General features: G+C 68.6%; 15 protein-coding genes. 6 read left to right on the forward strand and 9 right to left on the reverse strand.

The window, feature by feature from the left end; all coding sequences use genetic code 11:
* Positions 1 to 329 precede the first annotated feature (329 nt).
* Positions 330 to 2,207, reverse strand: coding sequence for a S8 family peptidase (locus L3V18_RS09970; protein ID WP_237054543.1), 1,878 nt, complete (start codon positions 2,205 to 2,207; stop codon positions 330 to 332).
* A gap of 730 nt (positions 2,208 to 2,937) precedes the next feature.
* On the opposite strand from L3V18_RS09970, the gene L3V18_RS09975 reads away from it, so the two are divergent.
* Positions 2,938 to 3,990: a LysR substrate-binding domain-containing protein gene (locus L3V18_RS09975; RefSeq protein WP_237054544.1), complete on the forward strand. Its 1,053-nt coding sequence runs from the start codon at positions 2,938 to 2,940 to the stop codon at positions 3,988 to 3,990.
* A 15-nt stretch (positions 3,991 to 4,005) separates the two neighbouring features.
* On the opposite strand, the gene L3V18_RS09980 is transcribed toward L3V18_RS09975, so the two are convergent.
* The 4 genes from L3V18_RS09980 to L3V18_RS09995 all read right to left on the reverse strand — a co-directional run bounded on the left by L3V18_RS09980 (position 4,006) and on the right by L3V18_RS09995 (position 7,976).
* On the reverse strand, positions 4,006 to 4,773 hold the full coding sequence (locus L3V18_RS09980) for a 2OG-Fe dioxygenase family protein (RefSeq protein WP_237054545.1): 768 nt from the start codon (positions 4,771 to 4,773) through the stop codon (positions 4,006 to 4,008).
* A gap of 30 nt (positions 4,774 to 4,803) precedes the next feature.
* Positions 4,804 to 5,202, reverse strand: coding sequence for an MAPEG family protein (locus L3V18_RS09985; RefSeq protein WP_237054546.1), 399 nt, complete (start codon positions 5,200 to 5,202; stop codon positions 4,804 to 4,806).
* Between the two features lie 209 nt (positions 5,203 to 5,411).
* Positions 5,412 to 7,178, reverse strand: coding sequence for a M28 family metallopeptidase (locus L3V18_RS09990; protein WP_237054547.1), 1,767 nt, complete (start codon positions 7,176 to 7,178; stop codon positions 5,412 to 5,414).
* A gap of 93 nt (positions 7,179 to 7,271) precedes the next feature.
* Entirely contained in the window at positions 7,272 to 7,976 is a 705-nt protein-coding gene (locus L3V18_RS09995) for a DUF4097 family beta strand repeat-containing protein (RefSeq protein ID WP_425493509.1), read from the reverse strand.
* 214 nt (positions 7,977 to 8,190) lie between these two features.
* Between L3V18_RS09995 and gpmI the strand changes: the two genes are divergently transcribed.
* The 3 genes from gpmI to L3V18_RS10010 all read left to right on the forward strand — a co-directional run bounded on the left by gpmI (position 8,191) and on the right by L3V18_RS10010 (position 12,440).
* Positions 8,191 to 9,738: a 2,3-bisphosphoglycerate-independent phosphoglycerate mutase gene (gene gpmI, locus L3V18_RS10000; RefSeq protein ID WP_237054548.1), complete on the forward strand. Its 1,548-nt coding sequence runs from the start codon at positions 8,191 to 8,193 to the stop codon at positions 9,736 to 9,738.
* Positions 9,738 to 10,955, forward strand: coding sequence for a murein hydrolase activator EnvC family protein (locus tag L3V18_RS10005; RefSeq protein WP_237054549.1), 1,218 nt, complete (start codon positions 9,738 to 9,740; stop codon positions 10,953 to 10,955). Before gpmI ends, L3V18_RS10005 begins: the two co-directional genes overlap by 1 nt.
* A 126-nt stretch (positions 10,956 to 11,081) precedes the next feature.
* A complete protein-coding gene (locus L3V18_RS10010) occupies positions 11,082 to 12,440 on the forward strand; it encodes a S41 family peptidase (RefSeq protein ID WP_237054550.1) in 1,359 nt (452 codons plus the stop codon).
* Positions 12,441 to 12,462: 22 nt separating this feature from the next.
* Here L3V18_RS10010 and L3V18_RS10015 read toward each other — a convergent pair whose 3' ends face one another.
* From L3V18_RS10015 to L3V18_RS10025, 3 genes are all read right to left on the reverse strand, one after another.
* Complete coding sequence (locus L3V18_RS10015) at positions 12,463 to 13,122, reverse strand: hypothetical protein (protein WP_237054551.1); 660 nt, start codon at positions 13,120 to 13,122, stop codon at positions 12,463 to 12,465.
* A 41-nt stretch (positions 13,123 to 13,163) separates the two neighbouring features.
* Entirely contained in the window at positions 13,164 to 13,490 is a 327-nt protein-coding gene (locus L3V18_RS10020) for a DUF1820 family protein (RefSeq protein ID WP_237054552.1), read from the reverse strand.
* Between the two features lie 114 nt (positions 13,491 to 13,604).
* Positions 13,605 to 14,276 carry a rhomboid family intramembrane serine protease gene (locus tag L3V18_RS10025; protein ID WP_237054553.1) on the reverse strand — a complete coding sequence of 224 codons (672 nt, stop codon included), beginning with the start codon at positions 14,274 to 14,276 and terminating at the stop codon, positions 13,605 to 13,607.
* A 296-nt stretch (positions 14,277 to 14,572) separates the two neighbouring features.
* Here L3V18_RS10025 and L3V18_RS10030 point away from each other — a divergent pair, with 296 nt between their 5' ends.
* Both L3V18_RS10030 and L3V18_RS10035 read left to right on the forward strand, forming a co-directional pair.
* Positions 14,573 to 15,931 carry an OmpP1/FadL family transporter gene (locus L3V18_RS10030; RefSeq protein WP_237054554.1) on the forward strand — a complete coding sequence of 453 codons (1,359 nt, stop codon included), beginning with the start codon at positions 14,573 to 14,575 and terminating at the stop codon, positions 15,929 to 15,931.
* A 239-nt stretch (positions 15,932 to 16,170) separates the two neighbouring features.
* Positions 16,171 to 18,792: a TonB-dependent receptor plug domain-containing protein gene (locus L3V18_RS10035; RefSeq protein WP_237054555.1), complete on the forward strand. Its 2,622-nt coding sequence runs from the start codon at positions 16,171 to 16,173 to the stop codon at positions 18,790 to 18,792.
* A gap of 75 nt (positions 18,793 to 18,867) precedes the next feature.
* Here L3V18_RS10035 and putA read toward each other — a convergent pair whose 3' ends face one another.
* Positions 18,868 to 22,128 carry a bifunctional proline dehydrogenase/L-glutamate gamma-semialdehyde dehydrogenase PutA gene (gene putA / locus L3V18_RS10040; RefSeq protein WP_237054556.1) on the reverse strand — a complete coding sequence of 1,087 codons (3,261 nt, stop codon included), beginning with the start codon at positions 22,126 to 22,128 and terminating at the stop codon, positions 18,868 to 18,870.
* Between the last annotated feature and the right edge of the window lie 316 nt (positions 22,129 to 22,444).

The following is a 22,444-nucleotide window of genomic DNA, read 5'->3' on the forward strand; positions in this document are numbered from 1 at the left end:
GATGGTAGTGTGGCTCAAGCCATGCGAGAGTAGGTCATCGCTGAACATTTACACCGAAGGCCGGTCCCCACAAGGGGCCGGCCTTCTTCTTTGCAACACCGCCCACAACTGGGCTCGGCCGAACTCCCTCCCGGCGCGGATGGGCGTCCACGCCGGCACCCGGCGAAGGCTGAACCGCGGTAGTCACGGCCGCCCCCGAGCAGGTCCCGCGGCCGCAAACAGGCCTGCCAGGTACAGCGGGCCCGGAACGGCGGAGCCCACATCAAAAAGCGGACCCCGGTTTCCCGGGGCCCGCCTGCTTCCACGGCCGATGAGAGGACTGCCGCCGGTTACGGCGTGTCCAGCCACAAGTCGTAACTGCCGCTGCCCGAGTACGACAGCACACGCCAGTAGTAATAGCCTGTACTGCCGTTGTACGAGATCGACTCCTCGCTCGTCGGCGTGATCGACTCGGCGACCTTGCTCCAGCTGAAGCCGTTCCAACGGTACAGCTCAAGATCGAAGTCCGTCCCCGAGGGCCCGCGCAGCCACCCTTGATGCGTGCCTGCAGCGGCCTGGTAATAGGTGCCGCCAGGTTGCACCTGCGAACTGCCCGTACCGGACAACGAACCGCTGTAATGGGTGCAGCCGGTACACGGCGCATCGCCGCCACCGCCGGTGCTGTAGTCCGCAACCAGCGTGACGCTCGAGTACGCACTGTAGCCATGCAGCATCACGTGCCAGGTGCCGGCTTGCGGACTGGCAAAGCTGCAGGTCTCGTTGTTGCCGTTGCGGTACGGCCGACAGTCATAGGTGCTGGTGGTCGGTGCCGCACCGAAGCGTACGTACAGATCGGCGTCGCCGCTGCCGCCGCTGGTGTTGAAGCTCAGGTTGCTGGCACCGGCCGGAACGGTGAAGGTATAGCGCGTCTCCGAGCCGCTCGCACCGGACACGTTCACCGGCACGCCCTTCTCGAGTTCGCCCGGCGTCGGATCGGGATCCGGATCCGGATCCGGATCGCTGCCGAACAGGCTGTACAGCAGCAGGTTGGGCGATCCACTGCCAGGATTGCCGACCTTGTTCGGCGTGGCGCTGTTCTCGATCGCGCTGGTGACCTGGCCCGGCGTTGCGTTCGGGTTGTTCGCCAGGTACAGCGCGGCAACGCCGGCAACGTGCGGCGATGCCATCGAGGTGCCGCTGATGGTGTTGGTCGCAGTGTTGCTGGAGCTCCAGGTCGAGGTGATCGACGAGCCGGGGGCGAAAATGTCCAGACAGGTGCCGTAGTTGGAGAACGACGACCGTGAATCCGTCGAGGTGGTCGACCCGACGGTGATCGCGCTGGCCGCACGGGCCGGCGAATAGTTGCAGGCATTGCTGTTGTCGTTGCCGGCAGCGACGACGACGGTCACGCCAGCGTTGACCATCCGGTCGACGGCCTGGTCGGTGGTCGACGAGGCACCGCCGCCGAGACTCATGTTGGCCACGGCGGGTTTGGTGTGGTTCTGTGCGACCCAGTCCATGCCCGCGATCACGCCGGAATTGCTGCCCGAGCCGTTGCAGCCGAGCACCCGGACCGGATACAGGCTCACGCCCTTGGCGACGCCCCAGGTCGCGCTTCCGACGGTACCGGCGACGTGGGTACCATGGCCGTGGCAGTCGTTGGTGCCGTTGCCGTCGTTGATCGCGGTGTAGCCGCTGCCGACGCGACCGCCGAAATCGTTGTGGGTCGCGCGGATGCCGGTGTCGATGATGTAGGCGTGGACGTTGCCGGCGGTCGTGTCGTAGGTATAGGTTCCGCTCAGCGGCAGGTCGCGCTGGTCGATGCGGTCGATGCCCCAGGTCGCGTTGTTCTGCGTGGCCGAGACGTACATGTAGCCGTCTTCCTCCACGTAGGCAACGCGATCGTCCGCGAGCAGGCGGGCCAGCGCCTCGTCGTCGGCTTCGACCACGAAACCGCGCAGCACGTTGCGGTAAGTGGTGACGATGCTGGCTCGACCGCGCCCGCGCTTGCCGACCATGTCCGCGGCGACCGCGGCCACGCTCGGACGGTTGGGCGACTGGACCTCCTGCGCAAGGGTGGCTGCGGTGTCCTTGAGCACGACGATGTAGCGGCCCTCGATGGGCGCCTTGGCAAAACGCAGTTCGGCGTCGGCCGCATGGGCGGCACCGGCGCCGATCATCAGGACGCTGCCGATGCTGGCGGCTAGAAGAGTGGTTCTACGGATCACGGTACTTTCCTCATGGCTGGATGTAGGAACCGCGATGCGCTCCGGATCGAAGCGGCGCCGCGGGCGTGACGTAACCGCAGCCGCGTGCCGATGTCCCGGTCCAATGCTCCGTTCGGCCATCGACATGCGAGAGCGGCCCGACGGAAGAGTCGCGACGGCGATGAGCCGGACCGTAGGCGTACGGTCCGTTTCTTTCCCCCCTGAGCCTGCCCGTCTCCCCCGATCGGCCAGTCGAGTCAAGCGCGAACCGGTGGGGGCGTCCAATACCGATTCCGGATGACGTTATTCGCGTTTTTCCTTATAGAACAATTGGATATGAGCGTCCGGAAACTGGATAACCGGACGACCCCGACTCTTGCGCCCACGCCTGCGACACGAAGGGCGCCGGAACCCTGTATCGCCTCTGCAGAGCGCCCGTTCCGCACCGGTGGGCCGGATCGGTCCGGTCATCCTGTACCGGGCGGGCATGCCGGTCGTGCACTGGCGCGCGGCTCGCCTCCTGCCCCGGAAGCCCGGATACGGCGGCGTTTCCCGGAACGGCCCGCGCCGCTTCCGAATCCGCGCCTGTTCGCTTTATCTGGCCGTCATATGTGCTATATCGGACCTTCTGCCAAGGGGCGGGCGCGTCGAGACCGGCGCGTCCTGGCATGCACGACGGGGCTGCGGATGCGCCATGACCGGCGCGTCCGCGGATCGGGTCGATCTCGATGGACCACGCAGGGACGTTGCCATGACGCTGAAGGAACTCCGATGCCTGTTGGCGATCGTCGATGCCGAGCTCAATGTCAGCGCGGCGGCACAGGCGCTGCACGCGACCCAGCCCAGCGTTTCGCGCCATCTGAAGTTGCTCGAGGAAGAGCTGGGTTTCCAGCTCTTCGTTCGCCACGGACGCTGCCTCACCGAGGTGACGCCGGCCGGCCATGAGGTCATTCGCATCGCGCGCCGAATCGTCGGCGACGTTGCGAGCATCCGTGCCTACGCCGCGAACGTGCGCGGCGAGAGCGCCGGCGACCTGGTCCTGGCGATGCCGCAGATCTATGCGCGCCATGTGCTGCCGTCCGTGCTTTCGGAACTGGTCAGGCGTCATCCGCGGCTCAACGTGCACATCCGCACCACCGCCGAGGGCGAACTGCAGGAGCGGCAGATGCAAGGCGGCGACGACATCGTCCTGGTCAGCACGGCCGGCGACCGGGTGCCGACCGGCAACGCGATTCCCCTGTTCACCTGGAAGCGGGTCGTGCTGGTGCCGCATGCGCACCCGTTCGCGCGGCTGGAGCGTGCACTGACCCTGCAGGAACTGGCCAGCGAGGCACTGGTCACCTATGAGGCGTCGCGCCGCCGCGATTCCTCGCTACGCCGTGTGCTCGAGCGTGCCGGACTGGAGGCGCGTTTCGCGTGTTCGGCCCAGGACGCAGGGCTGATCAAGGCTTATGTGCGGGCAGGGCTGGGGATAGGTCTGGTCGGCGAGCTCGCGGTGGAAGACGAGGACCGAGAAACCTTCGCCGTGCTCGATGCGGATCCGGCGCTGCCCGAATGCGTGGCCTGGGCGCTGCTGCCATCGAGCTCGGTGATTCGCGACTACGCGCTGCAGCTGATCCAGTTGCTTGCGCCCCAGCTGGATCCGCGGGAGATCCGACGGATGCTGGAAGGGGCCGACCGGCCGGTATGGCCGAGTCCGAGGCCCTGGCCGGGGAATCCGCCGATGTCCCAGAGCCCGGCGGGCTTGCGGACGCTGCCGCGCCGGGCCCGCTCTGCGGTGTCGCCTGGCGCCTATCTGGGTTAGAAGCCGGGACGCGCTTCAGGTCACCGGAGCGTCCGCGCGCAGGGTCACCACCAGCACGTCGCGATGCGCTGGACGGGCGGGGTCCAACGCTTCCACCGCGGTGACGCCATGGTAGACCCGGCGGTCGTCGACCAGTGCGGCATCGAAGGGACGGGTCAGGGTGAAATGGCCGATCTCGTGACCGTCCAGCGCATGGATGCTGGTAGTGCCGCTGGCGATGTTGCGGCGATCGATAAGCAGGACCAGCACGTAGTCGACGCCGTCGCGATGCAGGCCCTCGGGCGTCGGCTGCCCCGGTGTGCCGGCGCGTGCCTCGATCCTGAACTGGTGGACTTCGGTGCGCCAGCGGCGGACCCGCGGCGCCAGTGCGCCGAAGAACATCTGGCAGTGGCGCAGGATCGTGCGCAGACTGTGGCTGTCGGCGACCGCATCCTCGACCGGTTCGAACCAGCGTTCGATATCGCCTTGCAGCGGGTTGTAGTCCAGCGACTGGTAATGCGGCTGGTGCGGCTGACGGCGGATCGCTGGCGCTTCGGCACCGATGCCGTCGAGCGAGAACACCGCGTGCCGGCGGCGGCGATGCTTGCCGTGCATCGCCAGGTAGGCATCCGGCGCCAGTCCGTCCCAGCTCGCGGTGAACCGCTCCCAGTCGTCCAGCGGACCGGTACCGGCCAGCCAGTCGCGCATCGTCGCCGCTTCGACGAAGTCGAAGCCCTGTCCCCGCATCAGCGTGTCGTGGATGCGGGCCGCGCGTGCCGGATCGGGATCGGAGGGTTCATGCATGGCCGCGAATCGCATCCGTGGACAGGTCGGTCAGCCGCCGATCCGCAGCGCCGCCTGCACCAGCAGCGCCAGCACGCAGCCGAGGCCGGCGAACCACGACAGGCTGCGCAGCGCGGGCTGGTCGGCGATGTAGAGCACGCCGTGGAGGACGCGCAACGCGACGAAGGCGACCGCCAGCGCAGCGATCCGCGCTTCCGGCACGCCTGCAAGCTGCGCGAGCACGACACCCGCGGCGAACGGCGCGAACGCCTCGAAGGCGTTGAGCTGGGCGGCGTTGGCGCGGTGCAGGCGCGGGTTGTCCTGGCGCGCGAGCCAGCCGCGCGGATCGTGATTGTTGTAGCGCTCGCCGCCGGCCTTGGCGACGCTGACCCAGAGGTACGGAAGCAGTGCGGCGATCAGCACGCACCAGTAGGCGGTAGCCAGGGTCATCGGGGTTCTCCTGCGGGACGGTGCTAACGCCGGCCTCGTGCCGGGCGACGGCCCGCATCGCGCGGGGACCGTGCGGACAGCGTAGCCGAAACCGGTGCGACCGCGAACGGGTGGCGCGGACGGCTCCGAAAGAACGACGGCGCCATCCGGCGCCGTCGTCGCGATGCAGCCGTGGCGGCCCCGGCGAAGGGGCCGCCGACATCGTTCCCCTATTCGGTACTGCGCGATTGCTTCAGCTTGTCCTGCGCAGCGCGGAACGCATTGCCTTCGTACCACTCCGGCCAGCGGTCGCCGCCGGCAAGGTCATGACCGACGCCGTACAACGCTTCCAGATCCTGGATGACGCCTTCCAGCTTCCAGTCGGCGCTGAACTCGTCGGCAGGCTTGTGGTAACGGTTGTCGCGGTAGTCACGCTGCGCCGCGCCGCCCGCTTCGGTGCCGCCGGCGACCAGGTCGTCGCCGCCCTTGGCATACAGCGCCGGCACCCCGGCCTTGGCGAAGTTGAAGTGATCGGAACGGAAATAGAAGCCGTCCTGCGGGGTCGCCTCGGCGACCAGGGTGCGGCCCTGCTGGTCGGCGTGCGCCTTGAGGATGTCCTCCAGCTCCGAGCTGCCGAACCCGACGACGGTCATGTCGCGGGCCTTGCCGATCACCGGCATCGCATCGAGATTGACCACCGCCACCGTCCTGTCGAGAGGGATGCTCGGATGGGCGACGTAGTACTTGGAGCCGAGCAGGCCCGACTCCTCGAGCGTGACCGCGAGGAACAGCACCGAGCGCTCCGGCGCCGGATCCTGCGCGGCGAAGGCCTCGGCGATCTCCATGATGCCGGCCACGCCGGTCGCGTTGTCGACCGCGCCGTTGTAGATGTGGTCCTCGCCACCGGCTCCGGCGTCCTCGCCGTGGCCTTCATGACCGGCGGAAGCGGCGTGGTTGCCGAGATGGTCCCAGTGCGCCATGTAGATCACCGCCTCGTCCGGGCGCGTGCTGCCCGGCAGCAGTGCGAGGACGTTCTTCGACTCCTTTTCGGCGATCGTGCTCTTGAGGTCGAGCGACAGCTTCGCATCGAGCGGGATCGCCTTGAAGCCCTTCCTGTTCGCGGCCGTGTACAGCGCATCGAGATCCTGCCCGAGGTCGGCCATCAGCGTGCGGGCGACATCGCCGGTGATCCAGCCCTGCGCCGGCAGGCGCGGTTCGGGATCGTCGGCCGCGCGCAGGTCGAACTGGGCGCCGGACCAGGAGTTCTTCACCACGTCCCAGCCGTAGGATGCGCCTTCGGTGTCGTGGATGATGATCGCCGCCGCCGCGCCCTGGCGGGCCGCCTCCTCGTACTTGTAGGTCCAGCGGCCGTAGTAGGTCATCCGCTTGCCTTCGAACAGCGATTCGTCCTTGGCATGAAAGCCGGGGTCGTTGACGAGCATGACCACGGTCTTGCCCTTGACGTCGACGCCGGCGTAGTCGTTCCAGCCCTGCTCGGGTGCGTTGACGCCGTAGCCGACGAACACCAGCTCGCTGCCGTCTATCTTCACCTCGGGCTCGCCGGTGCGGGTGCCGATCACCATGTCGGTGCCGAACGCCAGCTTGCGCGGCTCGCCAGCGACGTCGAGCGTGAGTGTGGTCTGCGACTCGTCGGCGGTGGTCTCGACCATCGGCACGGTCTGGAACCAGCTGTCGCCGTTGCCGGGTTTCAGGCCCATCGCCTCGAACTGCGACTTCAGGTAGTCGAGCGTGCGGGTTTCGCCGGCGCTGCCGGGCGCGCGTCCCTCGAACTCGTCCGAGGCCAGCGTTTTCACCCGCTCGGCGAAGTCGCCGGCGTTGATGTCCGCGGCGAAGGCGTGTGCGGCCGCTGCATCGCCGGCCGGCGCGGCGTCGGTCGAAGCCTCCGGCGCCGGCTTGCTGCAGGCCGACAGGACCAGCGCGGCCGCGACCAGCGAGGTGGCCGCGGAGAGCGGGGTTCGGGCGGGGTTGCGGGACATGGAACCTCCGTGATGCGGATGCAGGACGAAGGTTCGATCATACGACGGTGGCCCGGAGCGTGCCCGGGCCACCGTATGGCCGTCCGGGCGGGCCTATTCGGACGGCGCGCGGTCGCTGTCGTAGCTGATCGCGGTCGCGCCGGTGACCGGGCCGGTGCGGGCGGTGGTGTGGACGTAGAGGGTGACCTCGCGCTCGAACCGCAGCGGCCCGTCGACCACCGCGTTCGGACCGATGATCACCCGCGGCGGGCGGCGCTTGACTTTGATGTCGATCCAGCCGGTGTTCGGCTTTTCGTAGTGGATACCGCCGCGGACGTACGACCCGGCGCCGACGGTCAGGTCGCCGGTCACGGTTTCGATGTCGCCATCGATGTCGGCGTCGACCAGGCCGATGGCTCCGTTCACCGTCTCGATGTTGCCCGACACCTTGCCCTGGCGGCCGACGAAGATGCCGCCGTTGACGGTCTCCAGGCCGCCGTCGACGGTCACCATCTCCTCCAGGCGGATGCCGCCATTGACCGTCGACAGGTCGCCGGTGCGCGCGGACGCGGCCACCTTGATGCTGCCGTTGACGGTTTCCGCGTCGCGGACCTGGGCGTTCTCGTGGATCCTGATGCTGCCGTTGACCGTTTCCAGGTCGCCGTACTGCTGGCCGGCCTCGGCGGTGATGCTGCCGTTGACCTTGTCGATGCTCTGCTGGGCGCCGGCCGCCAGCGGCATCAGCGCCAGCGCCAGGGCCAGCGGGAGGGCGCCGACGGCGCGGCGGCGGAACGGTGCGGTCGGATGCTGATGGGTCATGGGCGGTATCCGTTCATGATGGGGTCCGCTGCTGGGATGCGCGGTGGACCCGGTGGGTTTAACGCCGTCTGTCGCGGATCCCGATCCGCCGGCGTGTCGTCCTGCCGTGGCGGCGCACGCGAACTGCCGTTTCGTCGCGCCGCCGGAGCGCTTCGATACAATCGCACTCTCATGCATCCCGGGCCCCTGCCCGAAGTCACGGAACCCCACGATCGTGTCCGATACTCCCCGCATCAAGCCGGTCGTCCTGCTGATCCTGGACGGCTGGGGCCACCGCGAAGACCCGGCCGACAACGCGCTCGCCGCCGCCCGCCTGCCGAACTGGGATGCGCTGCTGGCCGAGGCCCCGCACACCCTGATCCACACCGAGGGGCGCCACGTCGGGCTGCCGGACGGACAGATGGGCAACTCCGAGGTCGGCCACATGAACCTCGGCGCCGGCCGCATCGTCTACCAGGATCTGACCCGGATCGATGCCGCGATCGAGGACGGCAGCTTCGCAGGCAACGTCGAGTTGCTGGCCGCCTGCAATGCGGCCCGGACCAGCGACGGCACCCTGCACCTGATGGGCCTGCTGTCGCCGGGCGGCGTGCACAGCCACGAGCGGCACCTGTTCGAGATGATCGCGCTGGCCGCGCGCGAACGCGTGCCGCGGGTGGCCGTGCATGCATTTCTCGATGGCCGCGACACGCCGCCGCGCTCGGCCGAGGCGAGCCTGAAAGCGCTGCAGACCGCATGCGAGGCCGCCGGCAACGCGCGCATCGCGACCCTCAGCGGCCGCTACTACGCGATGGATCGCGACAGGCGCTGGGACCGCGTGCGCCGCGCCTGGGATGCGATCGTCGAGGCTGCCAGCGAGCACCATTCGCCCGATCCGCTGACCGCGCTGGCCGATGCCTACGCGCGCAACGAGAACGACGAGTTCGTGTCGCCGACCGTGGTCGACGACGGCGCGACGATGCGCGACGGCGATGCGGTCGTGTTCATGAATTTCCGCGCCGACCGCGCGCGCCAGCTGACCGCCGCTTTCGTGGCACCCGGTTTCGGCCAGCACGCCGAAGGCTTCCATGCGCGACGCCCGGTGCTGTCCCGCTTCGTCTGCCTGACCGAGTACGACGCGAAACTGCCGGCGCCGGTCGCGTTCCCGCCCGACGACCTGCGCAACACCCTGGGCGAGGTGCTCGAGCACGAGGGCATGACCCAGCTGCGCATTGCCGAGACCGAGAAATACGCGCACGTCACGTTCTTCTTCAGCGGCGGTCGCGAGGAGCCGTACCGCGGCGAGGAGCGGATCCTGATCCCCAGCCCGCAGGTCGCGACCTACGATCTGCAGCCGGAGATGAGCTGTCCCGAGTTGACCGCGAAGCTGGTCGCGGCGATCGGTTCGGGCCGTTTCGACACGATCGTCTGCAACATCGCGAACCCGGACATGGTCGGCCACACCGGCGTGTTCGAGGCCGCGGTCGAGGCGGCGGAGGCGGTCGACGTCGCGATTGGCGCGATCCGTGCGGCGGTGCGGGCGGCCGGGGGCGCGCTGCTGGTCACCGCCGACCACGGCAATCTGGAGATGATGAAGGACCCGGTCACCGGCCAGGCGCACACCGCCCACACCGTCGGCCCGGTGCCGTTCGTCTACGACGGTCCGCGCGCGGCCTCGCTGCGCGGCGGCGGCGCGTTGCGCGACGTCGCCCCGACCATGCTCGATCTGCTCGGCCTGCCGAAGCCGGCGGAGATGAGCGGGCGCAGCCTGTTGGAGCGCTGATGCGGATCCGGCGCGGTTCCGCCGTCGCCCTGATCGCCGGTGTCGTGCTGGCGACGGTCGCGGTCGCGGTACCGGCGCAGGACAGCCGCGACACCGAACGCAAGCTGCAGGACATCCGGCGCGAGTTGAAATCGGTCGCGGCCGAACGGCGCCGGATCGAGGGCGAGCGCGGTGCGGCCACCCGCGAACTGCGCGAGGCCGACGAGCAGGTCGGTCGTTCGAGCCGGCGCCTGCGCCAGATCGAACTGCAGTTGGCCGATGAGCAGGCATCGCTGGACGCACTGCGGGCGCGCCGGGCCGACATGCGGCAGGCGATGCAGGGCCAGCGCGAGGAACTGGCGCGGCTGCTGCGCGCGGCTCACGCCCAGGGCGGCCAGGCGCCGCTGAAGGTGCTGCTGTCGCAGGACAGCGTCGCTGAGGCCAACCGCCTGCTCGCCTATCACCGCTACCTGCAGCGCGACCGCGTCGCCCGTATCGGCGAACTCACCACCGCGCTGGCGGAACTCGATGTGGTCGAGCGCGACATCGGCGAACGCCAGCGGCAGCTGCGCGAGTCCCGCGAAGCGCTGGATCGCCAGCTCGCGCAGTTGCAGGACGATCGCAAGGCCCGTGCCCATCTGGTCGCGAAACTGGATGCGAGCTACCAGGACCGGCAGGCCCGCGAACGTGCGCTGGGTCGCGACGCCAGGGGGCTGGAACAGCTGTTGACCCGACTGCGCGCGGCCGCCGCACGTGCCGCCGCCGAACGCCGCGCCGCGGCCGAGCGGGCCGCGCGCGAAGCCGCCGCGACAGGAAGGCCGGCCCCGGCGAGGACGACCGCAACCGTCGGCGGTCCGCAGGTCGGCGGCGTCGGTTGGCCGTTGAGCGGTACGCTGCTGGCGGGCTACGGCGCACGCATGCCCGACGGCCGCAACAGCGACGGCCTGCTGCTGTCCGCCGGCGCCGGCACCGCGGTCAAGGCGGTGGCCGACGGCCAGGTCGTCTATTCCGAATGGATGACCGGCTACGGGCTGTTGCTGATCATCGATCATGGCAACGGCTACATGAGCCTGTACGCCCATAACGACGCATTGCTCAAGGATGCCGGCGAGAACGTCAAGCGCGGCGACGCCGTCGCCACCGTCGGCAGTTCAGGCGGGCATGGCCGTCCGGCGCTGTATTTCGAACTCCGCCGCAACGGCCAGCCGGTCGACCCGAACGTATGGCTGCGTCGCTGAATCGCGCGTTCAACGGACCCGAAGAGGTTAACGAAAGCTTCCGTCGCCACCGCCTAACGTGTTCATATTCGAACGGCCGCCGCTCGCCGCGACGGTGATCCGACTGGAAACGCCCGGAGGGCCTGCATGAAATTCCGCTTCCCTGTCCTGCTGTCCGCGCTGCTGCTGGCGATGTCCGGCCTGGTGGACGGCGCAGCCGCCCAGGAAGCGCCGCCGGCCGCGGCCGACGAGGCGCCGCCCGCGGATGCGGGCGACACCAGCGACGCCGGCGAGGCCGCCGACAACAGGATCCCGCTCGACGAGATCCGTCGCTATGTCGCCGTCTACAGCGCGATCAAGCAGGCCTACGTGGAACCGGTCGAGGACGGCGACCTGATGCAGTCGGCGATCCGCGGGCTGCTGTTCGACCTCGATCCGCACAGCGTCTATTTTGAGAAGAGCCAGGCCGAGGAGTTCGACGAACAGTCGCGCGGCGCCTACGAGGGCATCGGCGTGGAGCTGCAGCGCCAGCCCGACGGCACCCTGAAGGTGATCGCGCCGATCGACGACACCCCGGCCGCACGTGCGGGCCTGCAGTCCGGCGACCTGATCATCGCGATCGACGGCAAGACCTTCAAACCCGACGAGGGCGACACCTCGGCACCGCTGCGCGGCCCTGCCGGTTCCTCGCTGACCCTGACCGTGGCCCGGGAGGGCCGCGACAAGCCGTTCGACGTGACCCTGACCCGCGAGGTGATCCGCATCACCAGCGTGCGCGGCAAGATGCTGGAACCGGGCTATGGCTATATCCGTGTCAGCGCGTTCCAGGCCGACACCGCCGCCGACTTCGAGAAACAGCTGGCGGCGCTGAAGGAGCAGGCCGGTGGACGCCTGCATGGCGTGGTCATCGACCTGCGCAGCAATCCCGGCGGCCTGCTGACCGCGGCGGTGCAGATCGCCGACGATCTGCTCGAGCAGGGCGTGATCGTCAGCACGCGCGGCCGCCTCGCGATCAGCGACGCCGAGTTCTCCGCCACCCCGGGCGATCGCCTCGACGGCGCACCGGTGGTGTTGCTGGTCGATGCCGGATCGGCCAGCGCCTCGGAAGTGCTCGCCGGCGCACTGAGCGACAACGGCCGGGCGCGCGTGGTCGGTAGCCGCACCTTCGGCAAGGGTTCGGTGCAGACCGTGCTGCCGCTCGACAACGGCGACTCGGTCAAGCTCACAACCGCGCGCTACTACACGCCCAATGGCCGCTCGATCCAGGCGTCCGGCATCGTTCCCGATGTGCTGCTGCATCCGGCCGAAGGGGCGGCCAATGGCGGCCGGGCCAGCTATGTCGAGTCCACCCTGCCCGGTCACCTGACCGGCAGCGAGGAGGCCGACGGCGGACAGGCGGGCGAGGTGCTCTCCGGCGACAGCCACATCGCCTCGGCGCTGGCGGAGCTGAAGAGAATGGCGTCGGCGCCCCGGCCCCCGCCGACGGCGCCCGCGATTGGACACTGAGCGCGGTCACGGGCCGCACCGTTCACCCGACAGGGTCGAATAGCGTCCGCACCAGCCGGTAGTGTTCGCTGCCGGGATCGTCGCTGAAGCGGCGGTATTCGCGATAGCGCAAGTGCGCATCCGACAGGCCGTGGTGACGCATGATCGTGCGTGCGGCCGTTTCGAAGTCCTCGTCGTCGTGCTGCCAGAAGCGCACTTCCTGCTCGATGAAGGGTATCGACAGCTCGATCCGGAACGGCATTTCGCGGCCGTAGTCTTCGTCCCAGTTGGCTTCGGCCAGGCCGCTCCAGTGCAGTGCGAAGCGATGGCCCGTGCGCGCGCCAAGGCTCAAATCGCTCAGTGTCAGGCCTTCGTGCGAGCATAGGTACAGCGTCGGCAGGCTGTCGCCTTCGGTCTCGTCGTCCTGCCAACGGAAGCGATAGGCCTGGCCTTCGAGCCTGCGCCAATCGTCGACGCGCAGCGGCATCGACTCGTCGTAGAAGCGCGGGCGCAGCAGCTGGGAGAATTCTTCGTCGCCGAAGCGGTGCGCGCGACCGGATATTTCGATCGACCAGCATGGTCCGCCGCCGCCATCCTCGTAGAGCCAGCCGTACAGGCGCGCATTACGGACCGGGATGCGCAGGTCCTTGAGTTCGATGATGCCTTCGGTGGCCGACTCGCCGTCGCGCCCGGGGCCGTCCATCGCGTCGCTTCCGTTTCGGTGAAGGTTTTCAGTCCAGTGCCTCAGCGCGGCGGCGGCTTGGCCGGCAGCGGGAACGGCGTCACCACCTTCTCGCCGGTGGCCGCATCGCGGATCGCCGACTGGCCTTTGCGCTCGACTTCCTCGATGCGGATGATGCTCTGCATCGGCAGGTGCAGCGTGCGGGTGTTGCCGAACTCGTCGCGCAGGCGTTCCTCGGTCGGGTCGATCACCACGCCGTCGCTGACGTCGAACACCAGCTCGCTGACCTCGGTGAATCCCCACAGCGCACCGGACGCCACCTTCCGGGCATACAGCTCGTAGACCTTGCCGGCGTTGAGGAAGGTGACCTTGTAGACCGTCTTGGGCATGGGATTCGGAATGTATGGAGGGTCCCGGTCAGACGATGGGGGCGGGCGCGGGCTTCCTCAAGCGCCGGATCGCGGCCGCGATGCCGTTCGCGGAGCTACGCGAGACGGATCTTCTCAGTAGCCGCTTCTTTGCCGCATCCGCCGGGCGATGCCGGCCCGGGTCGCGAGCGCGAACGCACCGCCGAACGCGAACCCGGCCAGATGCGCGGACCAGGCCACAGCGCCGAATGCGGGGCCGAACCAGGTGAACAGGATCTGCATCAGCGCCCAGATCCCGATCAGCAGCGACGCCGGCACCCGCAGGAACTGCAGGTACAGGCCCAGCGGCAGGACCACGCCGAGCTTGGCGTTCGGGAACAGCGCCAGATAGGCGCCGATCAATGCCGATACCGCGCCGCTGGCGCCGATGATCAGCCCGTCCGGGGTGCCGATCGTGATCACCGCCGCGAGATTGGCGATCGCTCCGCCGAGGAAGAACACCAGCAGCAGTCGCCACGGTCCCATGCTGCGTTCGGCGGGCAAACCGAAGATCAGCAGGAACACGAGGTTGCCGAGCAGGTGCACCCAGTCCGCGTGCAGGAACAACGCCGTCACCAGGCGTTGCCAGTCGGCCGCGGACGACGAGGTCAGCCCGCCCGAGAGCGCGCCCCATTCCATCAGCAGATGCTGCTGCTCGCCTGCCGGCAGCAGGGTCACCCAGGCGAAGCACAGCCACAGAGCGGCGAACAGCAGGGGCGTGGCCCAGCGCAGCGGCGCCTTCTTGCGGGAGGGGACGGCGATGAACATCGGAGCGGGCGCGACGGAAGCCGGTTGTGGAGGGATTCGGGACGCATTACCGGACAGGCATGACCTGTGGGACTGGGCGCACGTCGCCTGCCCCCGACGATAAGCCATCCGTGCCGGGCGATGGGCGCCGGGGCACGGGAATATGCCGATGGGTTGTTAGCATCGGGTTAATCCGCGCGCTATAGTGCATACGGCGTCGTATGTCGGGAGGGGCTTCCGGCAGGCCCGGAACAGGGAAACCGTTACCGTGCGCACGACCCGGAAGACCAAATAACACTCCAATGGAGACGACACGCATGCAACACGCACACCGCATCACGCGCCTGTCGGCGCTCGCGCTGGGCATCACCGGCGCGCTGGCCTTCGGCCAGGTCCACGCTTCGGGCTTCCAGCTGAAGGAAAACAGCGTCAAGTCGATGGGCAGCGCATTCGCCGGCGCCGGTGTCCGCAACGACGACGCCTCGGTGGTCACCAACAATCCGGCCACCATGACGCAGTTCGAAGGCACCACCATCCAGGGCGACCTCACCGTCATCGACCTGAACTACGAGGCCGACGACCTGGAAGGCTACGACGTGCTCGGCCAGCCGCTGACCGGCGGCAACGGCGGCCAGGCGGGCGACGTGACCCCGGTGCCGGCGCTGTCGATCGTGCACAAGTTCGACAACGGCACCGCGATCGGTGCGATGGTCAGCGCGCCGTTCGGCCTGAAGACCGAGTACGACCGCGACTGGATCGGCCGCTACTATGCCGCCGAGTCGGACGTGAAGATCGTCGACCTGACCCTGTCAGGCGCGATCGACATCACCGACCGCTTCTCGGTCGGCGCCGGCCTGATCTTCTCCAGCGCCGACGTGACCCTGTCCAAGGGCGTCGATTTCGGCACCGCGCTGTTCGGCAACCCGGCCACCCGCCCGCTGCCGTTCGCGCGTCCGCAGGCTGCAGACGGCTTCGCCGAGGTACAGGGCGACGACGTCGGTTTCGGCTGGCTGCTCGGCTTCAACCTGCGTCCGACCGACAAGCTGACGATCGGCCTGTCGCACCGCTCGGAGATCGACTTCGAGCTGGACGGCGACGTCGACTGGACCGTGCCGGCCAACGTGCGCGCGGTGTTCGACTCCAACCCGATGACCCGCGTGCTGTTCAACGACGGCGGTGCCAGCGCCAAGCTGACCACCCCGTCGGTGACCTCGCTCGACGTGCGCTACCAGTTCACCGATGCGTTCTCGATGTCGGCCAGCCACGTGCAGACCGACTGGCACTCGCTGCGCGAGGTCCGCATCGACTTCGACGGCCCGGACCCGGATTCGGTCGAGGCGTTCGACTGGGGCGACACCCGCTTCTCGTCGATCGGCGCCGACTACAGGCTCAACGAGGCCTGGACCGTGCGTGCGGGCTTCGCCTACGACGAGACCCCGACCACGTTCACGCACCGCACCCCGCGCCTGCCTGACGAGGACCGTCGCTGGTACTCGCTGGGCGCGACCTGGACCGTCAGCGAGGCGCTCGAGGTGAACTTCGCCTACACCTACATCGATCCGGATACCCCGCGCATCGGCATCATCACGCCGCCGCAGGCGGGCGGCCAGCGCCTGTTCGGTTCGTTCGACGGCGACGCGCACCTGCTCGGCGTTTCGGGCCAGTACCGCTTCTGATCGCGGTCCGGTTCCCCGCAACGGCAAAAAACCCCGCTTCGGCGGGGTTTTTTGTTGCCTGCCGGCCGCCGCAACGTGGCGCGAACTTTGCCGAATTCGCCTAAATATCGTGCGAAATATGTTGTTATTATGTTCATATTCCGTTAATACTCGATTCCGGGGCCTGGAAAGAGCCAGGTCCCGGCAGGCCGGGAGCCGCTGCCCAAACCCAACCGCACGTTCGAGGAGGCACGTTCCAGATGAGCAAACAGCACAAGCCGCACCGTGGGTACGCCGCCACTCTGCTTTCCTCAGGGGTGAGATTGGCCTTGGCCGCCGTCGTGCTGGGCGCGAGCGGTGCGGCCGTTGCACAGACTTCGGAGCCGCAGCCGGCCCCGGCGCAGCCGGAAACGGACCAGGCCGCCGCCACGCTGGAGACGGTGTCGGTGCTGGGCTCGCGAACCAAGCCGCGCACGGAAGCTTCATCGGCGGTGCCGATCGACATTCTCGGCGGCGAGGAGTTCCATAACCAGCCTTCGGTCGACGTGCTCGACAAGATGCGCACGCTGGTGCCCTCGTTCAACGTCAGCACCATTCCGATCGACGACGCCGCCACCCTGGTGCGCCCCGCCAACCTGCGCGGCCTGCCGCCGGACAACACCCTGGTGCTGGTCAACGGCAAGCGCCGCCACCGTGCAGCAGTGATCACCTTCCTCGGCCACGGTTTGTCGGACGGCTCGCAGGGTCCCGACATCTCGGTGTTCCCGTCGCTGGCCCTGGAGCAGGTGGAGGTGTTGCGCGACGGCGCGGCCGCGCAGTACGGTTCCGACGCCATTGCCGGCGTGATCAACTTCGGGCTGAAGCGGCTTGACCACGGCGGTACCGTCGAGGCCTTCGCCGGGCAGTACTACGAAGGCGACGGCTTCACCCAGCAGTACGACGCCCAGGTCGGCCTGCCGCTGAGCGCGAACGGGTTCGCCACCCTGACCGCCGAATGGCGGACGGCCGATCCGACGTCGCGCAGCGTGCAGCGCGATGATGCGGCGGCAGCCGTGGCGGCAGGCTACCCCGGCGTGCGCAATCCGGCGCAGATCTGGGGCTCGCCGGAGACCAAGGAAGATTTCAAGTTCGTCGCCAATTTCGGTGTTTCGGGGGAGAGCATCGACTTCTACGGCTTTGGCAATTACGCCAGGCGCGAAGTCGAGGGCGGCTTCTACTTCCGTGACCCGACCTCGCGTGGCGGCGTGTACTCGAACGACGGCGGTGAAACCCTGTTGATCGGCTCGCTGGACGGCAATCCGTGCCCGGCCATCGCCCTGCGCGACGGCAGCGGCAACCTGCTGCCGTACTCGACCGTCGGCGCCGCGGTCACTGCGCTGCCGTCGCACTGCTTCACCTTCCTGTCGCAGTACCCGGGCGGCTTCACTCCGCGGTTTGGCGGCGAGATGGAGGACCGCTCGCTGGTGCTGGGCATCAAGGGCGTGTGGGGCGACGGCTGGCACTGGGACCTGAGCGGCGGCTACGGTCGCAACGAGATCGATTTCTACATGCTCAACACGATCAACGCCTCGCAGGGGCCCGAGCAGCCGGCAGGCAACCGCTTCAATCCCGGCGGCAACGTGCAGACGGAGACGAACTTCAATTTCGACATCGGCCGGGACTTCGACACCGGCTTCACCAGCGGGCCGCTGAGCCTGGCGTTCGGTGCGGAATGGCGCGAGGAAGAGTTCGAGATCATCGCCGGCGATGCCGCCTCGACCGCGATCGGCCCGCTGACCCAGCAGGGCTTCAGCATCGGCTCCAATGGCTTCCCGGGCTTCAACCCGAGCACGGCCGGCAGCCACAGCCGCGACAACTGGGCGGTGTACGTCGACGCCGAAGCCCGCCTTACCGAGCAGTTCCTGCTGGCGGCGGCGGTGCGGCATGAGGATTTCAGCGACTTCGGCGACACCACCAACTGGAAGCTGACCGGCCGTTACGATTTCACCGATACCTTCGCCGTGCGCGGCGCCTTCAGTACCGGCTTCCGCGCGCCGACCCCGGGCCAGGCCAACGTCAGCCAGGTGACCACCGCTTTCATCGACGGCGAGCTGCGCGACACCGCCACCCTGCCGCCGGCCCTGCTCGCCGGCCTGTTTCCCGGCGCCGAGCCGCTGCAACCGGAGGAATCGAAGAACGCCTCGCTGGGCCTGGTCTGGAACAGCGGCAACTGGCTGGTCACTGCCGACTGGTACCGCATCGAAGTGACCGATCGCATCGCGCGCAGCACCGACTTCGACGTGACCCAGGCCCAGCGCGATGAGCTGGCGGCCCGCGGTCGCCCGGATCTGGCCTCGCTCAGCCGCGTCGGTTTCTTCGTCAATGACTTCGACACCACGACCACCGGCCTGGACCTCGTCGCCAGCTACGAGAGCGGGCACTTCGGCGGCACCACCACCTACTCGCTGGCGGCCAACTGGAACAAGACCGAGGTCGACGACTTCACCCCGGGCATCATCAGCGAGGCGAGGATCAAGAAGCTGGAGGAATCGCTGCCGCGGACCAAGGGCTATCTCAGCGTCAGCCACCAGCGCGAGGTCTTCCATGCCAGCGCGCGGGTGAACTACTACGGGTCGTTCTACGAGGATCACCTCGACAGCGACGTGGTCTCGATCGCAGACGGCGGCCTGCCGATCTATGGCGGCAGCGCGGTCACGGTGGATGCCGAGGTCGGCTGGAAATTCGCCTCCGGCCTGTACTTCAAGGTCGGTGCGCAGAACCTGTTCGACGAGGTGCCCGACGACAACCCGTGGGCGGGTATCGCCGGCGCGCAGTACCCGGTACACGCGCCGTACGGCTTCAATGGCGGCTTCTACTACGTGCGCGTCGGCTACACGTTCTAGGTCTGCTCATCCGCAGTCCTTGGGCCACGAAAAACCCCGCCAGCGGCGGGGTTTTTCGTGTGTGCGACCGGCGCCTCAGTCTCCCAGCGTCAGCAGCGATGCGTTGCCGCCGGCGGCGGTGGTGTTGATGGTGATAGTCTTCTCGGTGGTGAAACGAGGCAGGTAGTGCGGTCCGCCGGCCTTCGGCCCGGTGCCGGACAGGCCCTGGCCGCCGAACGGCTGCACGCCGACGACCGCGCCGATCTGGTTGCGGTTGACGTAGCAGTTGCCGACCTTGATCTTGCTGGCGATCCTCTCGACGGTCTCGTCGATCCGCGAGTGGATGCCCAGGGTCAGGCCGTAGCCGGTGGCGTTGATCGCGGCGATCACCGCGTCCAGCTCGCTGGCCTTCCAGCGGATCACGTGCAGCACCGGACCGAACACCTCGCGATGCAACTGGTCGAGCGACTTCAGCTCGTACGCGCGCGGAGCGAAGAAACAGCCATGGGCGGTGCCGTCGTCCAGTTCGACCTCGGCGATCCGGGTCGCCTCCCGGTCCATGCGGGCGGCGTGGTCGACGAGGATCTGGCGTGCGTCCTCGTCGATCACCGGACCGACGTCGGTCGACAGCAGGCCGGGGTCGCCGACTTTCAGCTCGGCCATCGCGCCGGCCAGCATGCCGATCACCTTGTCGGCGATGTCCTCCTGCACGAACAGCACCCGCGCGGCCGAGCAGCGCTGGCCGGCCGAGGTGAACGCCGAACCGATCGCATCCTTGACCAGTTGCTCCGGCAGCGAGGACGAGTCGGCGATCAGCGCGTTCTGGCCGCCGGTCTCGGCGATCAGCACGCCGATCGCGGCATCGCGTGCGGCCAGTGCGCGATTGATCGCGCGTGCGGTCTCGGTCGAACCGGTGAAGGCGACGCCGGCCACGCGCGGATCCTTCGTCAGCGCCGCACCGACGGTGGCGCCGTCGCCGGGCAGGAACTGCAGCACCGCTTCCGGAACGCCCGCCTCGTGCAGCAGCCTGACCGCGTGATAGCCGATCAGGCTGGTCTGCTCGGCGGGCTTGGCGATCACGCTGTTGCCGGCGGCCAGTGCCGCGGCGACCTGGCCGGTGAAGATCGCCAGCGGGAAGTTCCACGGGCTGATGCAGACGAACACACCGCGGCCGGACAACTGCAGGGTGTTGCTCTCCCCGGTCGGGCCGGGCAGCGGCTCGGGCGCGAACAGCTTGCGTGCCTGCTGCGCGTAGTAGCGCAGGAAGTCGACCGCCTCGCGGACCTCGGCGACCCCGTCCGGGATCGTCTTGCCGGCTTCCTTCGTGCACAGCGCGATGTACTGGGGCATCCGCTGTTCGAGCAGGTCGGCGGCATGTTCCAGGATCGCGGCGCGTCCGGCGGCCGGGGTCTCGTTCCAGCCGTCGTGAGCGGCGACGGCATTGGCCAGCGCCTGCTCGACGGTGGCGCCGTCGGCGGCCTGCCAGTGGCCGACGACCTCGCGGCGGTCGGCCGGGCTGGTCACCGCGATGTCGGGACCGGATGTCTTCGCGCCCGGCACCAGTGGCGCGGCGCGCCACGGCTGCGCGGCGGCGTTGACCTGCTCGGCGAGCGCGCGCAGCCGATCGTCGTTGGCCAGGTTGACGCCCATGGAGTTGCTCCTTTCCGAATGCTGTTCTGAAGCCGCGAAGCTCCGGTACAGGTCGACCGGCAGCGGAATGCGGGGGTGGGGGATGGATTCGAACGCGGCGACGGTCTGGACCGGATCCTGGACCAGATCGTCGATCGCGATCTCCTCGTCGGTGATGCGGTTGACGAAACTGGAGTTGGCGCCGTTCTCGAGCAGGCGGCGCACCAGGTAGGGCAGCAGGTCCTCGTGGCTGCCGACCGGCGCGTAGACGCGGCACGGCACCCCCAGCCGGTCGACCGGGATCACCTCGGCGTAGAGGTCGTCGCCCATGCCGTGCAGCTTCTGGAACTCGAATCGGCGTTCACGGCCGAGCAGCTTCGCGCGCTGCCACACCGCGGCGATGGTCTGTGCGTTGTGGGTGGCGAACATCGGGTAGATCGCGTCGCCGGCCTCGAGCATCCGCCGCGCGTTGGCCAGGTACGACACGTCCGTGTTCGGCTTGCGGGTGAACACCGGAAAGCCTTCGTGGCCGTCGACCTGGGCCTTCTTGACCTCGCTGTCCCAGTACGCGCCCTTGACCAGGCGCACCGGGATGCGGCGGCCGTGGCGACGGGCGAGATCGGCAATGAAGTCGATGACCTCCGGCGCCCGCTTCTGGTAGGCCTGGATCGCCAGGCCATAGCCTTCCCAGCCGTCCAGCGACGGGTCGGCGTAGGCGGCGGCGATCACGTCCAGCGACAGTTCGAGGCGGTCGGCCTCTTCGGCGTCGATGGTGAAACCGATCCCGTAGGACTTCGCGAGCCGCGCCAGTTCCAGTACACGCGGCACCAGCTCGTCCATCACCCGCGCGCGCTTGGCGTGCTCGTAGCGCGGGTGCAGGGCGGACAGCTTGACCGAGATGCTGGGGGCGGCGAATACCTTGTCGCCGGAGGCGTCGCCACCGGCTTCCCGGACATCGGGAGAAACGTGTTTGCCGATCGCATGGATCGCGTCGTGGTAGGCCTTCAGGTAGCGCAGCGCGTCCTTCGTGGTCAGCGCGCCCTCGCCGAGCATGTCGAACGAATAGCGGTAGGCGGCGTTGGTGCCCTTCCTGGAGCGGGCCAGCGCCTCGCCGATGGTCCGCCCCATCACGAACTGGTGGCCCATGATCCGCATCGCCTGGCGTACCGCCAGCCGGATCACCGGCTCGCCGACACGCCCGATCAGGCGCTTGAATGCCCCATGCACGTCGCGCTTGGTCTCGTCGGCCAGGTCGACCAGGTGGCCGGTCAGCATCAGGCCCCAGGTCGACGCGTTGACCAGGACCGATTCGGACCGGCCCATGTGGCGCTTCCAGTCGGCCTCGCCGAGCTTGTCGCGGATCAGCTTGTCGGCGGTGTCCTGGTCGGGGATGCGCAACAGCGCCTCGGCCACGCACATCAGCAGCACGCCCTCCTCGCTGCCGAGGTCGTACTGGCGCATGAAGGCCTCGATCGCGCCCTGGTCCTCGGCGCGGGCACGGACCCGGGTGACCAGGTCGGCGGCCAGCGCCTGCGCGGCAGCGCGGTCGGAATCGGGCAGGCGTGCGGCATCGAGCAGGACGTGGACATGGTCGGCCTCGTCGCGCCGCCAGCCGGCCGTGATCGCCGCGCGGGGGGCGGCCGGGACGGGCGGCAGCTCGGTAGAGAGGATCGGACGGGACGGCGGGCCGTCCTGGTCGACGGCAGGGGAGGTGGGGTTGGCGGGCATCGTGACCACGGAACGGCCGGGGGAAAGCCCATTAGTGTAGGGCTTCGATTGCACGGACACCCGTACGGTGGCGACTTGGCGCCGGCCGTGGCCGGAAGCTTGCCGCAACGGCGCAGGGACGGTGCCGGAACTGCGTCCCCGCAGGTGCCGCGGCGAACCGGTCGCGCGCGCCGGTTGTTCCCGTGGTGGCGGTTTTTGCGAGCGTTTTCAGTCGTTTGTAGGCGACGGGGCGGCGGCCTCATCGGCATCCGAAGGCGCTGGCGTCTTGTCGCAGGCCCCCCCGCTCGCTACCATTTCCCGGTTTTCCGTAGCGCCG

It is taken from the genome of Marilutibacter chinensis, assembly GCF_021725675.1.
Taxonomy (GTDB): domain Bacteria; phylum Pseudomonadota; class Gammaproteobacteria; order Xanthomonadales; family Xanthomonadaceae; genus Marilutibacter; species Marilutibacter chinensis.

What these genes read in the sequence shown, in the direction of transcription:
- L3V18_RS09985 (WP_237054546.1), bottom strand. Translation starts at nt 5,202, where the DNA reads ATGACCCTGGCTACCGCCTACTGGTGCGTGCTGATCGCCGCACTGCTT.
- L3V18_RS10020 (WP_237054552.1), bottom strand. Translation starts at nt 13,490, where the DNA reads ATGCCCAAGACGGTCTACAAGGTCACCTTCCTCAACGCCGGCAAGGTC.
- L3V18_RS10010 (WP_237054550.1), top strand. Translation starts at nt 11,082, where the DNA reads ATGAAATTCCGCTTCCCTGTCCTGCTGTCCGCGCTGCTGCTGGCGATG.
- L3V18_RS09975 (WP_237054544.1), top strand. Translation starts at nt 2,938, where the DNA reads ATGACGCTGAAGGAACTCCGATGCCTGTTGGCGATCGTCGATGCCGAG.
- L3V18_RS10015 (WP_237054551.1), bottom strand. Translation starts at nt 13,122, where the DNA reads ATGGACGGCCCCGGGCGCGACGGCGAGTCGGCCACCGAAGGCATCATC.
- L3V18_RS09980 (WP_237054545.1), bottom strand. Translation starts at nt 4,773, where the DNA reads ATGCATGAACCCTCCGATCCCGATCCGGCACGCGCGGCCCGCATCCAC.
- L3V18_RS10005 (WP_237054549.1), top strand. Translation starts at nt 9,738, where the DNA reads ATGCGGATCCGGCGCGGTTCCGCCGTCGCCCTGATCGCCGGTGTCGTG.
- L3V18_RS10030 (WP_237054554.1), top strand. Translation starts at nt 14,573, where the DNA reads ATGCAACACGCACACCGCATCACGCGCCTGTCGGCGCTCGCGCTGGGC.
- L3V18_RS09990 (WP_237054547.1), bottom strand. Translation starts at nt 7,178, where the DNA reads ATGTCCCGCAACCCCGCCCGAACCCCGCTCTCCGCGGCCACCTCGCTG.
- L3V18_RS10025 (WP_237054553.1), bottom strand. Translation starts at nt 14,276, where the DNA reads ATGTTCATCGCCGTCCCCTCCCGCAAGAAGGCGCCGCTGCGCTGGGCC.
- putA (WP_237054556.1), bottom strand. Translation starts at nt 22,128, where the DNA reads ATGCCCGCCAACCCCACCTCCCCTGCCGTCGACCAGGACGGCCCGCCG.
- L3V18_RS09995 (WP_425493509.1), bottom strand. Translation starts at nt 7,976, where the DNA reads ATGACCCATCAGCATCCGACCGCACCGTTCCGCCGCCGCGCCGTCGGC.
- L3V18_RS10035 (WP_237054555.1), top strand. Translation starts at nt 16,171, where the DNA reads ATGAGCAAACAGCACAAGCCGCACCGTGGGTACGCCGCCACTCTGCTT.